Annotated in this window: 12 protein-coding genes, 1 tRNA gene and 1 pseudogene; 5 read left to right on the top strand and 9 right to left on the bottom strand. The window is 41.0% G+C overall.

All coding sequences use genetic code 11. The annotated features are described in order from the left end of the window. Positions 1-785: 785 nt before the first annotated feature. From EKM65_RS00430 to EKM65_RS00415, 4 genes are all read right to left on the bottom strand, one after another. Positions 786-1250: a hypothetical protein gene (locus EKM65_RS00430; protein ID WP_125604397.1), complete on the bottom strand. Its 465-nt coding sequence runs from the start codon at positions 1248-1250 to the stop codon at positions 786-788. A 1-nt stretch (position 1251) separates the two neighbouring features. Further along, positions 1252-5916, bottom strand: coding sequence for a type ISP restriction/modification enzyme (locus EKM65_RS00425; RefSeq protein ID WP_225420353.1), 4665 nt, complete (start codon positions 5914-5916; stop codon positions 1252-1254). A 278-nt stretch (positions 5917-6194) separates the two neighbouring features. After that, positions 6195-6581 carry a hypothetical protein gene (locus EKM65_RS00420; RefSeq protein WP_125604395.1) on the bottom strand — a complete coding sequence of 129 codons (387 nt, stop codon included), beginning with the start codon at positions 6579-6581 and terminating at the stop codon, positions 6195-6197. A gap of 61 nt (positions 6582-6642) precedes the next feature. Further along, positions 6643-7725 carry a replication initiation factor domain-containing protein gene (locus EKM65_RS00415; RefSeq protein ID WP_263853599.1) on the bottom strand — a complete coding sequence of 361 codons (1083 nt, stop codon included), beginning with the start codon at positions 7723-7725 and terminating at the stop codon, positions 6643-6645. Positions 7726-7840: 115 nt separating this feature from the next. Between EKM65_RS00415 and EKM65_RS00410 the strand changes: the two genes are divergently transcribed. Continuing rightward, complete coding sequence (locus EKM65_RS00410; protein WP_263853597.1) at positions 7841-8626, top strand: tyrosine-type recombinase/integrase; 786 nt, start codon at positions 7841-7843, stop codon at positions 8624-8626. Then, on the top strand, positions 8545-8823 hold the full coding sequence (locus tag EKM65_RS11520) for a tyrosine-type recombinase/integrase (RefSeq protein ID WP_263853596.1): 279 nt from the start codon (positions 8545-8547) through the stop codon (positions 8821-8823). The genes EKM65_RS00410 and EKM65_RS11520 overlap by 82 nt, the downstream gene beginning before the upstream one ends. Before the next feature lie 44 nt (positions 8824-8867). Here EKM65_RS11520 and EKM65_RS00405 read toward each other — a convergent pair. The 5 genes and pseudogenes from EKM65_RS00405 to EKM65_RS00385 form a co-directional block, all read right to left on the bottom strand. Then, positions 8868-8953: transfer RNA gene (locus EKM65_RS00405), tRNA-Ser, on the bottom strand. A 442-nt stretch (positions 8954-9395) separates the two neighbouring features. Next, a pseudogene (locus tag EKM65_RS00400) lies at positions 9396-9773 on the bottom strand (capsid protein); the annotation flags it as partial. Between the two features lie 101 nt (positions 9774-9874). Continuing rightward, the gene (locus tag EKM65_RS00395; protein WP_164506751.1) at positions 9875-10330 is read right to left on the bottom strand and encodes a phage scaffolding protein; all 456 of its coding nucleotides are present in this window, start codon (positions 10328-10330) and stop codon (positions 9875-9877) included. A 110-nt stretch (positions 10331-10440) separates the two neighbouring features. Continuing rightward, positions 10441-10725, bottom strand: a complete 285-nt coding sequence (locus EKM65_RS00390) for a hypothetical protein (protein ID WP_125604391.1) — start codon at positions 10723-10725, stop codon at positions 10441-10443. Continuing rightward, positions 10718-11917, bottom strand: a complete 1200-nt coding sequence (locus EKM65_RS00385) for a phage minor capsid protein (RefSeq protein WP_125604389.1) — start codon at positions 11915-11917, stop codon at positions 10718-10720. The genes EKM65_RS00390 and EKM65_RS00385 overlap by 8 nt, the downstream gene beginning before the upstream one ends. 219 nt (positions 11918-12136) lie before the next feature. Here EKM65_RS00385 and EKM65_RS11100 point away from each other — a divergent pair, with 219 nt between their 5' ends. From EKM65_RS11100 to EKM65_RS00375, 3 genes are all read left to right on the top strand, one after another. Further along, positions 12137-12358, top strand: a complete 222-nt coding sequence (locus tag EKM65_RS11100; RefSeq protein ID WP_164506750.1) for an ImmA/IrrE family metallo-endopeptidase — start codon at positions 12137-12139, stop codon at positions 12356-12358. A gap of 57 nt (positions 12359-12415) precedes the next feature. Next, on the top strand, positions 12416-12586 hold the full coding sequence (locus EKM65_RS00380) for a type II toxin-antitoxin system HicA family toxin (RefSeq protein WP_125604387.1): 171 nt from the start codon (positions 12416-12418) through the stop codon (positions 12584-12586). Between the two features lie 63 nt (positions 12587-12649). Further along, positions 12650-13045: a type II toxin-antitoxin system HicB family antitoxin gene (locus EKM65_RS00375; protein WP_125604385.1), complete on the top strand. Its 396-nt coding sequence runs from the start codon at positions 12650-12652 to the stop codon at positions 13043-13045. Positions 13046-13656: the final 611 nt, after the last annotated feature.

Below are 13656 nucleotides of genomic sequence, written 5' to 3'. Positions count from 1 at the left end.
TTCTTTCACTCCAACCAGTTATCTAGCGGCAGTTTTGTTGACTTGAACTTTTCAATTGACGGTTTAATTCTATCTGCTACCTCATCCGGCAAATTCGCACTGAGAAACAACAACGAACTTTTCATCGACACCATAAACAAATTCTTACATAAAAGTAGTTGTATGTTTATGCACAGGTGGTTAGTCAAGGATGCATTGCAACGTTAAATTACCATTGCAAATACAAAATAGTTTTATCGCTGGGTTTAATCACCGAGTGAATGGAAGCAGCAACTGAGGAAAAAGATCCTAGGAAAAATAGAATTAGATAGTTGCTAATCCAATTCGGCCCTTCGAACTTGTAGAAAAACTTGTAGTGTTTCTATGGAATAAGCACTGACATACCAAGGCTTGTAGCACTAATCAATCAATAATAGAGTATTAAAATGAAAAAGTATTATTTAGTTATCAGCTCGTACAAATTTTCCTACAAGTTCAGTTTAGTCAGCATGCCATATCATGCAAATTAGAGTAGACAAAAACCGTATCAAGTCGGCATTTCTGCTAACATGATACGGCTATTTTTAATTCACAGGAGAGTACAGGAAATAAAAAACGACTTCTTAAAATTTAAAACGAGCTATAAATAGCGTCATAACAGCATTTTTCTATTAGGTTAAACCATAGCATTGAACCATACGTCATTGCAATCTACAACAATATCTACAACAAAAAAGTGCATGTCTGGGGTACATGAGTGAGTCTTCTCTAGCTGATTAGTTGGGGAAGACTTTTTACTCTGTAAGTCACTGCATATTGATAAGTTGATGAGGGTCTATGTGTCGAAACACAAGTCCTGACAATGTAACTTCAAATCGCATTGTTTTATTAGAGTGTAACTGATTATACTTCACGACAATCGTATAATCGGCATCTAAATCAAGAATTCGATTGGAATCAATCATTTGACTGGGAAACATTGGGATACTTAAATTCTTTAGACCATCACTTATGATTTGGTCACTAATATTAGTATGCTTGACGATTCGGAACTCCTGAACAATTGCTGTTGACTGACCAATATTTCTTAGCTGTACTACTTTAACTGGTGGTTTTTCAAAGCGAGACAAGGAAATACTATTGACTACTGTTGCTACCATTTGTGGTTTCTTATCATTCACCCGTTGTCGCCAATTAATGAACCAGCCCCCCAACGCAATAAATAAAGAGACAATAATTGTAATTGTTTGAATAATCTCTGATAATGACATACTATTCAGCCACCTCAAACTTGGGTAACTGCGAAACTAAGTCCAGCGTTTCCAGCGACACCGTAATAATCCGCAACAATAACTTATAGATATACTGTGGGTCATCACTATATTCATTTGGGTCATCAGTAATCTGGGAAGCCTTATCAGTTTTCACTTGGTACTGGTCCATAATCCATTCGATGGCCGAGCGTCCGTTCACCACATAGTCATAAGCGCGTTCAGGAATATTCGCAATTGTGATGTCTGAATTGAACTTAATCACACTGTGGTCAGCACGTGACTTGAACCGCATTTTCTGGACTCGATAGCTTGGCTTATCTGCGTGCATGGTTATCTTGCAACCAGAATACGGTTCAACATCTTCGTAGTTAATGTGTAGATCCAGCAACTGTTGACCAACCTCTACGTACTGGCGCACATTCTTAACCACGGGAATTCGGGCCAAATCCTTCTTAAGGTCGTTGGCATACTTCTGTTGATATTCGGGTGAGTTGAGCAATCCATAAACGTAGGCGTACGTTTCATCAGTAGTCAGGCCTAACCTAGCCGCAAATTCAGTGGAAACATTGTCGCGGTCTGGTTCAAGGATATTCTCGACAGAATTATTTTCTTCATTATTGTAGCGCATAAACCCTTGTGCTTTTTCAAGACAGTCCATGTTTGGAATCAAGTCAGTAGCAAGTGCTGAAAAGTCTTTCGACGCCCCGCGGCCAGTGGTAAAAATAACTTCATTGCTGTCCCCAAATTGAGTATAGTAGCGCCCCACACGATGAATCAGAGGCTTATCATAATACAACCATTTTTTCACAAACGGTCGATATAGGCCTAATTGTAACCGCGTGTCATCAAAACTAAGTTGCGTCCCCTTTAATACCGTCCTTTTTAACTCACTTGTCCATTTTATTTTTGTACCATCATTTGATAATTCTTGTGAACTAGTTATTTTCCCTGACTGAATTAGACTAGTTTGGTTATTTACATTTGAAATAAGTGTTTCAACTTTTTTAATCAACTTTAACTTCGAGAATCCATAAACCCATGAGTCTCGATTCGTCTGTATTCCTTGACCACCCGGAACAAATAAACCATTGTTCTCCTGGCTAATTGAAGTGAACCCTCGGTACTTCTTGTCTCGTTGGTTTATCCAATCATTATTGTCATCTGGTGTCAACTCTGTCCAGCCAATTCCATTAACCGATACGGCATTTGTAATTGAATCAAGCTTTTGCTGACGAGAAAGATTATCGCCTATATCTTTGTAGTACAAGTGATGTTTTTGAGATCCGTTCTTTACTAAAATTGAAATACAAACACCTGTTAATATATTAAATACGTTACCTCCTTCTTTTTTAGCTAAATCTCCATTTTTTCCACGCACAGCTCCTCTTAAGTTGTAAATGTACAGATAATTGAACTCATTGAAAAGGGATTTGCGAAACCCAGTTGCGGATCTAGAATCAAGCCAGCCTCCATTTGTAATAAATCCAATCACTCCTTGGTCACCTAGCCGATCGCTGGCCCAACGGAATGCCTTAATGTAACTGTCCATCAAGGAACTGTTATTCTTAGAGGTACTACCACTTGAATAAGTATCGCGAATTCTCTGCTCAAGTTTATCGTAATGCACATTTTGGTTGTTATCATTTTCGCTACGTTGCCCAACGGAATACGGCGGGTTACTTATTATCGCAGTGATCGGTACTTCTTGTTGTTTTTGCAGGCGCTTGTTATTGCCACCAAACATGTCTTCATCAAGCACCGAATTAGTTTCCGTGGACGCGAAGGTGTCAGCCAGTACAATCCCATCAAACGGAATGTAGGCTTCAGGACCATTGATTTCATCAAAGACAGATTCAATGTTAATCGCCGCGATATAATAACTCAACAACACAATTTCATTGGCGTGCAGTTCCTGCGTATACTTGCGGGTAATGTCAGACAGCGTAATCTTACCGGCTTGTATTTCTTGATTCAAATATTCAAGGGTACGCGCAATAAACGTCCCTGTACCGGTGAACGGATCCAAAATATGCACGTTCTCCGCATCAAGACCACGGCCAAAGTGTTCTTTTAACACCTCGTCCACGGACTTCACAATAAAGTCCACGATTTCCACCGGTGTGAAAACAATCCCCAACTTTTCGGCGGTGGCACTAAATCCGGTACTAAAGAACTTATCATACAAGGTGACGATGAATTGTTGCTTCGCCGCTGCGTTATCAATCCCCGTTGCCCGTAGCCTTACCGATTCGTAGAAAGGTTCCAAGGCTGCCTGCTCTTGGTCAAAGCCAGCCTTGGTCATCTGCTGAATCATGTCTTCCATCGCGCGCGAAACCGGGTTATCGTTGACGAAACTATACTGATCGAACAGCGCTTCAAAGATGGGCTTGGTAATCACGTGTTGCGCCAGCATTTCAATTGCTTGCTGGTCATCAATATCGCTATTAATGTTATGTTTCAGACTCTTCACATAGCGCTTAAACGATTTGGCGAATGGAGACTGCTTATCTGCAATTAGGTTCTGAATCCACCGAATGTGCCGTTCTGCCAGGGCTTGCACATCAGCCGTCCAGTCTTCTAGGTAACGGCGGTCACCCACTTTTTTAACAATGCGGCCATAGATGGCATCTTGAATTTCATGCCAATTCAGTTCCAATTCGGTTTGTTCAGCGCCGTGGCGGTCACCTGTGTATTCGTCAGAGCGGTCAAAGCCGTCATCTGGAGCGCCACCAACACCTATGACGTTCAGATTGCGTGGTTTCTTCTTATTTAGATCGAGCTTATTAACCGAGGCTTCAAAACGTTCGTCAATAGAGCGAAGGGCGTTCAATACTTGCCAAACCGCTTGATAGGTTTTGTTGTCATCTAATACGGTATCGGGATCTTGTCCAGACGGAACGACCACCGGTAGAATAATGTAGCCGTATTCCTTATCCTTATACTTGCGCATAATCCGGCCAACCGCTTGCACAATGTCAATCTGGGACTGTTTCGGCGCAAAGAAAATGATGGCATCCAGATTAGGCACATCAATCCCCTCGGTTAAGAACTTAACGTTAGATAGTACCCGCGCTTCATCATCGGGCAAATCAGCGGCTAGCCAATCAATAGCATCTTTCTTCTGCAAGGCGTTCATACTGCCGTCAACGTGCTTTACATCAACGTGAAAGTTATTCGAATTATCCGGCCCCAGATACTCGTTGACGACATGGCTGAACTCTTGTGCAATCTGTTTAGAACCAACTTTACCCGCACCGTGGCCGCGCTGATTATCAATCACGGAGGCAAACGCGATGGCTCGTTGCATTGGATTGCCCACAGTCTTGTTCGAGAAACTTTCGCGCTTCATCATCGCATTCCAGACGCCAATGATTTTACCAATATCATCAATGTTCAAGCCGTTTTCGGTGGCGAGACTGCTTTGTAGATCACGCTGAATCACGGCTTCATCAACGGCTAATACTTCTACTTTGTAATCGGTCAGAATGCCCTTAGCCACGGCGTCACCAAAACCAAGTCGGAAGATTTCATCACCGTACATATCCGCGTCATCCATGGACGCAATCACGATATTTTCTTCCTGACCTTTTTTCTTCGTGTCTTGGGAGTAAATCTTCGGAGTCGCCGTTTGATAGAGCCGGTGCCGCGCTTGCACAATCTTGTTATTGTGTACCTTAGTGAATATGCCAGCTTCTTCATTAGCCGCGTGTGAGCCAGTCGTGCGGTGGGCTTCATCCGCGATAATTAAATCAAATTCAGGGTAACCGAGTACTTGGGCTTGGTGAATGACGTCAATCGACTGGTAAGTACTGAAAATCACGGTAATTCGTTGGTCGTTAGTTGGTGTGAGTGCCTTGAAGTTCGCCATCAACTTATCAGCATTGGTTGAGGCAGGGAAGCCAATATCTTGAATGTTGATGTCACTGTCATCGTCATTGCTATATGTTCGCTTCTTAGACGCGTTTCGGTCAGAAGTAACGGCGAACGATACCAAATTCGTGGTTGGCGTCACGTCACTATTCCAGCTAAACAAAGTCTGCGACAACAACTGAATGCTTGGTACCAGATACAGCACAAAATAGTCTCGTTTCTGTTCATGTGCAGCCATAGCTTCCGCAATCTTGAGACTAGTGAACGTCTTCCCAGTCCCAGGGGCCATAATCAATTTTCCGCGTTCATGCTCATCAAAATAAGCCACGGTCTTATCAATGGCCTCATCTTGGTAAGCCCGTGGTTGTTTGTGACTGGCAGTGATTGCCTTGGCCGCATTACCGAAGCTAAACTGCGACCAGTCAAAGCTAGAGTGTTTGAGATCAGACAAACCGATGCGGTTAATATCTTTGGAGCCGTCATCTAAGGCCGCTTCGGCGTTCTTGTTCCAGTCGTCCGTGGTGGCAACTAATAAGCCGTCCGCATAGTAATTTTTGTTCAGTTCGGCAACATAACTGTTAATGGTATCCTTGCCAACTTTGCCGCGATAATACTTAACTTGTACGGCGGTTAATTCGCCCGAATCGCGATGCCGTGCTACAAGATCAACGCCAAGGTCTTTTTTAGGTATATGGTATTCGGCCGGAACTTCCCTTAATAACCACACATCATCATATAAGTTTTTGTATGCTGGTTCGTTCAGCAAATAGGACTTAACGACTTCTTCAAACATCGTGCCACGATCGCGCTGTACGCCGTTTGCACTAGTATCAATTTGGGAAATTAAATCGTCAAAATTACCTGTCTGTCTGTCTGTCTGTCTGTCTGTCTGTCTGTCTGTCTGTCTGTCTGTCTCATTATTAGAACCCTTTCACTTTTGTCAAGTAAATTAACCTTTTTATGTTTAATTATACACTTGAAACTCGATATAACTCAATAGAAACGTTGACGCGTTTTATGTAATAACACCCGTCATACGGGCGTTTGTGACTACCATGTGAGTTTATTCGGTCACTTGATATTTTCGTTTAGAAGTTCAATGCCCTCTGCTTTGTAATACATTGGATTGCCGGTCATTGAGGGCTGTAATTCTTGGAATTTGCATTTTGCACTGGCACGCTTCATAATTTCCTCATTGGTAATCGGCCGATTCAAATTGTTGATGGTCACTTGGGTAGACTTTTTACGAAATGGACCGTCCAGCATGGTTACCGAATATTTGTAACCCACGATTTCTTCGGTATTAAACTTACGCGGGCGGTTATCCTGACCCATGATTATTTTACCCTGATTGTCGACTCGTTCCTCGGTTTGAAATTTTGGTGTAACTTCGTCCAGTTCAAAGACATTACCGATATTTGAGAAATCAAAGTCGCGTAGATTTAACATTTTAGCCATAGTGTTTTCCTCAACTTTCGTATTTGATATAATTTAGTTGTAAATATTTTTTGTTAGTCGTTCACTTTTGCGGAGTGGACGATTTTTTTGTTCTGTCATGAATCAATGGAATCAGATCCATGCGTTTTCCCTTCGTTACAAAACCGATCAACTTGTTTGCCAAATCTTGATTCCAACAATATTCATCGCGTCTGTCTAACATCAGTGGCGGTACTTTGATATTTTCATTCGTTCTAATTTCAATGCCATTATTTGCCAAGAAGAACAGTGCTTGGGTGACCGCATACGGCCCCTGTACTTCAAACCAATGTAGTGTATCTTCAAAGACTGATTTTTCGTATCGCCGATGTACATTAGGAATAAAACTCGGTTTAAGAAAGTCCGACCAACAACGACAAATTGTTTGATAAGTGGTATCGCTATAAAAGTTCACTTCGGTACTGATGAAGCCACGAATTAAATTGGTCAAGTTTTCGTCCTTTGCCAGATAAGCAATCGTCATAAATAAATCACTCGCTGTATCTTTACGTGTTTCAGCTTCCAAACGAACTTGCGGTGCTACCCGCAACATTTGCTCCCGTTCAATTCCATCAAGTCCTAAAGCTAATTCTTTCCCTTTTTCATAAAAGCGAAACAGACACTCAGAACCACGCGATCCAATCTGCTGTGTTTTTGCACGCGTCTTTTTATCAAACTCACTATCGTACACGGTATTAGTACGGCCCTTTGAAAGAAATTGCTTTCGTCTGACTTTACCAACAATTAAGTCCAAGTCCCAAAATGGTCTTCCGTTATAATCGTCCAAAGCCAAGTCCAATCGTTTAACCTCAAAGCTGATGGTCGTGGCATTGGCTAAGTCGATAATCCGCAATGCTAATTCTTGAAATACGTTGCAATGAATATCATCAGCAAGATTGGCCCATTCATACATTGTGCAGGCTTGCCCACTTAAGACTAACGTACCGCGTTCAATCTGTTTTGCCGAATCGCTATACGTGAAGTACCGAATTGGCCCACAGCTGTATACAATATCGTAATCTTCATGTTTGAGTGCTGCCAATTCGATTGTGACACAGTCTAAACTGATTTGTAGTAACTTGGCATATACCGTTTGCCAGGTCACATCTTTAAGCACAATTTGCAGCCAATCAACTTTTCACAAAACATTATTTGAAATTGGCTTTGCTGTTGTAATTTTGTCCACCTCCTAAATTCCTACGGCAGACTCAAAGGCAACAAAATTTCACGCCGTCTTCGATATGTGGAAAGAAAACTACGAATACACGATTAAAGAAAGTACATTCGTCAAAACTGTTCTGCAGTACGAGGTACACATTCTATCCATATTTGGTGACAAATATATCGACAAAATTACGGTAGCGGAGCTACAAAAATTTGCCAATAAGAAAGTCAAGACCTATAAGAACTACCGCGACCTAATCAACGATATTTCCCGTATTTACGAGTACGCCATCAAAATGGAACTCATCAAAGACAATCCAACTAAACATATTACGATTCCACGGCGGAAAGAAGACGTGGGCATTGAAAAGCGACGTAATTACTATACTAAAGAAGAACTGAAACAGTTCTTAACTTTGTGTCAGGAACAGCAACCTTATTACGTATTTACCTTTTTCCAGTTGCTTTCAGCGTCAGGCTGTCGGCAAGGTGAATTGCTAGGTTTGGAGTGGCGCAATGTTGATTTTGAAAACAAGTGCATACATGTTGTCCAAACCCTAGCGCGAGGTAAAAATGACCGTCTTTACATGGAACAACCTAAGACGAAACATTCAAAGCGCACTGTTAGTTTAGATGACTATACGCTGTTAATTCTCAAACAGTGGCACATCGGTCAGAAAGAACGACTGGTCAAACTGGGTCATAAATCAAAAAAAGAACATCAGCTAGTTTTTGCCAATGAAGAAAACGAGTGTTATCAGTTATCCAGCCACGAGCGTGGATGTTGCAAAATATTTGCAAGAACGACCTATACGAGATCACCATTCACGGTTTCCGGCATACCCACGCTACCTTGTTGCTAGAGGCTGGTGTTGCGCCAAAGGTTATTTCTGAACGCTTAGGTCACGCCTCAATTCAAATCACACTAAATCTCTATGCGCATGTGACCGAAAAAATGGAGACTGCTGTACCAAATATTTTTGCAACCGTCATGGGAACAACAGCAATCTACAACAATCTCTACAACAGTCCACAAAAAAAGAACCGGCAAACGCTATAGTCCCTAACAAGTCAGCGTTTACACGGTTCTAATTTACAAATCAAAGGAGAGTACAGGAATTGAACCTGCGCGCCATTTTACTGGTTCGCCGGATTTCGAGTCCGGTGCATTACCACTCTGCCAACTCTCCACAACATTAGCTAGTATAGCAAAAATCATTGCTGAATTTCAATAGGTGTTTTGCAAAATTATGTCATGATCCTCTTGACTACTTATCCTGTGATTGACGTAATGAGATTCTAACATAGTTTTTTTCCAAATATCTGCCGTCTCTGTGACACACATTATATTTTGATCATTGAAGTTGATCATGGCATCATCTGTTTAAAAAACGCTATTAGCAATAAAATACTATTTATCTTCTGAGGCCGATTTATAGTTTTTGTTTAATTGAACGGTTCTTGATTATTTTTCCTTGATTTTGTGCTCCCCTCAAATTATACTTTGTGTACACGAAGTAAGGGCTTACCCCCTTACCTTGTTACTTTTTGAAGAGACCTAGCAGAGTGCCAATTGTCTGTATAGCGCCCAACGTTATCATGACTTTTTCTGGCTTTGCGAAGGTCTCTTTTTAATACTTGGATAGCAACTTTATCACGGTGCGGAATCGTAATAAGACGACGATGTTCAGTCACAATGTTACTAATTGTTAACGCGGAGTTTTCTGATTGATCTAATTGATCAACGTCATAACCAAACCAGTCTTCATGAGTTAACTTGATTGTTTCTTTGTCGATACCAATGTTTGAACGCGCGTTATCTTGATTGCGCTTGTATTGAGTTGCTTCAACAAAGCCGCTCATCTTGTTAACTCGCACTTCACTGGCACCAACGAAATCAGCTGCTGTAATGCTCTTGGCACCTTGACCTAATACGTCCCAGGCCTGAAAATCTGCACGTAACTCTTTATCGATTGTTGCTAAATCTTTGCTATCTAATACTAATCCCATATTACTCACCTAATCTTTCTTGAATTTTTTCTACAATCGTCTTGCCTGTTGGAGCACTTGGATTAGGATTACCATCAACGACGATATCAGGCGGTGTCGGCTTACCGGTGCCTGACTGGAATAAATAAGTCGTTATCTTTCTGAACGGCTTCTAATTGCTCCTTAAGGCCCGTTAACTGACCTTTATCGTCCAGCGTAATCTTTTCACCGTCGAGTAAAGCTTTGACATTCTTTGCACCAGCTTGCGTTAGGGCTAAGTCAGTTTGATAACCAACCTTAGTTTTGGCTAAATCTTCCTGATATTTCGTGGCAGCATTCTTATTTTCAGTTTGAAGTTGTTCAATTTGAGACTTCAGGTCCTCATCACCTTTATGGTCCTTCTTGATCGTGTCCAACTGACCATTAACGGTATCGAATTGAGTTTGTAAGCCATCGCGCTCACTAGTTAGCGTAGTAACTTGCTCCTTCAAACCATTAACATCACCACCGTGCATCGCCATCACACTACCGATTTGTTCGTCTGTTAGTCCTAATTCTTTTAAATCTTCTCTTTTCATTTGAAACTCTCCCTCACATTTTTTTACGTGGAACGACCACGATTTGGGCATAAAAATAAGCAGTTTAACGACATACTTAGGTCGAACTTGCGTATAAAAATAGCAACCGACTAATTAGCTGATTGCTTCTCGCTTTCATATATCTTCATTACTTCATCATAATCATGTTGCAACGCCTTAAAATAGGCCGGTGTTGCAATTCCATACTCATAACCATCAACCGTTAAACCGATATCACCAGTTAGTAACTTGTCAGCAGTTTTAGGATATTCTTTTTCAATCGTACTAGCCCATTCAGCAAGTAAATCAGGCCACTCAGCTGAGAAATCACTGACATTAATCTTCTGATGTAGTGCATTGTCAACCATTGTGAGTAACATTTCAGTTTTAGTCAATTGATTCCCACCGTCCTTTCGGCTTATCTAACTTGGTGATTGTGACAATTCTGCCGTCCACTTCTTCGATAAGTGCTAACCGATTATAGAAATGGATCAACCGACCGTCTTTCTTATCACGATAATTCGCTGGGTTGCTATGATTATTGATAATCGTATTGAAATTGTAATTTAGTTGACCGTTCTTACACCGAGAATGATAAACGTATTGTTCTAATGCATGGTCACTAATATTAACATCATGCTTCTTAAAATTAAGATATGTTTCAATTGCTGATTCACGTTGTTTAACAGTTTTTAAATTCGACTTGTTGCTATTAGCAATTGTGGTATAAACGTTTGCTTCTCTACGATTAGTATACTTCATTTTGCTGTATTCAGACAACGACTTAGGTGCGTATTTACCTAGGTTAGAAGCGATTGTATCATATTCCTTTAGAACCTTGGCACTTTCATTCTTAACCTTGTAGGTTGCTCTCTCTGATGCAGGACCATAAACTTTCTCACGACCATAATCACGTGCTAGAAAATCGTGATCGTTAACAAGCTTGCGCAATGCTGATTGATACTTACGTTTATCCAAACCATACTTCATACGACCGACATCATCGTCTAACTGATTGGCCAAATCTTCGTTACGTTTAAATTCGCGCACCTTGCGTTCCAGCCCACGTTGCTTCTGTTGCCACTTGTAACGTTCGATGGACTCTTGTGGATCGAATTGTTCTTGATCATTTGTATTAACACCAGGAATATACGGCCACATCATGTGATGGCAGTTAATGCCAAACGTGCCACTTGGTTCTTTATAGCCATGATTATCAAGTGGTTCAAACCATTCACCACTTTCAGGAGCAGTGAAACCAGTTAAACGCGTTGTAACCGTCTTACCTTGAATTGGCGCACACGCAGGACGACAAGCAGCGTGACTACTCATCACGAATGTATCAATGCCATTATCTGCTGCCGCAGTATTACGAACTGCTTGGAAGGCTCGATTGGAAGTTGTATCAATGACTGTACGCGTGTATCCTTCTAACGACCACTCATGACCGCCCTTATCAATTAATACTGGCGTTATTCCTTTATCCCGCCACTTGTATATCGTATCAGCTAAGGCGCGTTCAGGCGTCTTGCTACCAGCAATAACACTTGCAGTAGTCTCTTTGATGATTTGTTGATAGGTTTTCATCACCGAGTCGTGCGGGTAATTGAAACCAGCGAAGCTTAATCATTGTACATCAGAAATATCGTTTTGCGTTCATTCATGATAAGATGTTTGTATATACTTATGATTATGTATTCCCTCCAATGGTTGTTTTTACAAACACCATTTTACGGGGATTCAAATCATGAGTCTCTTTGTTGTGCTTTAAGTATAAATTCATTTGCCACAACGTTACTTCATATAATGGTACGTGAACTTGGCCATATCATTTTGCACGAAGGACTAAATAGCTACTATACTGGTATCACAAATGGGCATGATGAGCTGGAAAATGAGGCTAATAAGTTCGGTATTGGTCTAATGGGATTGCACTCTGTTGAAGATAATGATCGGTTGCCAGAAATAGTCGATGAGATTCAGCACGAGTGTAGAATTTATTCGAACACAAAAATATTACGTATGTAATACGTTGATTTACGTAGAAAATACGTGTATTATTATGAAAGTGGAAAGGAGCTAGCAGTGCAGAGAGATAAGTTTGAACGCAAGTTGCGTAAAGCAGGTTGGCATTTCGTCGAGCACGGTGGCAACCACGACATTTGGACAAATGGAACCGTCAAGATTCAAGTTCCGCGTCATCCAGATGTGAAAGAAAGTTTAGCACGCGGTTTGATTAAAAAATACAATCTATGAGAAAGGTGGGCGTAATCCCCCTTTCCATGTACTCGCATTACCCATACTGAAAGGATGGTTAGCATGAAAGATAAAATCGTAACATATCCGGTTATTATTCGTAAGGATGGTGGTGAAACAGACACGATGCCCTATTTGGTCGATATTCCAGCATTAGATGGTATGACAGAAGGCAGCAGTATTGATGATGCTTTAGCAATGGCAGCGGATTATATTGGTACGTACAGCCTTGACGAGGTAACTATGCCGGAATCAGTATACAAGTTACCTGCTCATAACGAAACAGATGTTGTCAGCTTAGTTCCAGTTAACATTTCCGAGTATCGACGTAAGAATGATAGCAAGGTAATTAAGAAAACTCTTTCTATTCCTAATTACCTCAACGAGCTCGGCAATGAACGTGGCGTTAACTTTTCGCTCATTCTAACGAACGCATTGAAGAAAGAATTAAACGTATAACTACCCAGTTCTCTGGGTGTACATAAAAATACCTCACTCATGGGCCGAGTAAGGCATTGGTGATCGTTCACGTAAATTAATCATACCAGAATAAGTCTGATGCTGAAGGAATTCTTGTTGATCTGCAGAAAGATGGACATGAACTTGTTGATGTCAAATTAGGCGTAATTCAGGATCAAGGTATTTCCAAATCTGCAGAAGGCTTCTACACAATGATTTTGTATAAATAAATAAATAGAAAAGTCATATCCTCCATTCGCCAAAGTAACAAGATATGACTAAACGGCAAATAAGTGTGAGAGTGACAAATGTGAATATCGAATTAGTTTCACTGATCGCAATGGTAACCGAATTTCAAAATCTCGTAGCCAACATTCTGTAATAAAAAAATAAGCCTACTCAATCCGGAGTAGGCTTAATAGTTACGTGATCAGCTTCTTGCTGATCGGCAACTGTCTCAACGCTTATGAGTATAACATACTTTCTCGCTTGTGAGCGTCGTTTGTCCTAAAATTTATTACCCTGCTTCAAACAATTCCGTTGCACACCATACTTGTGCTCGCCTAATCATGATCAACAAGTCAGTTGATAAACCATTCGTACTTCTTAAT

The sequence above is a fragment of the Lapidilactobacillus bayanensis genome (assembly GCF_003946695.1).
Taxonomy (GTDB): Bacteria; Bacillota; Bacilli; order Lactobacillales; family Lactobacillaceae; genus Lapidilactobacillus; species Lapidilactobacillus bayanensis.
Note: the sequence above shows the minus strand (reverse complement) of the source record. Positions and strands in the feature narration are given on the sequence as shown.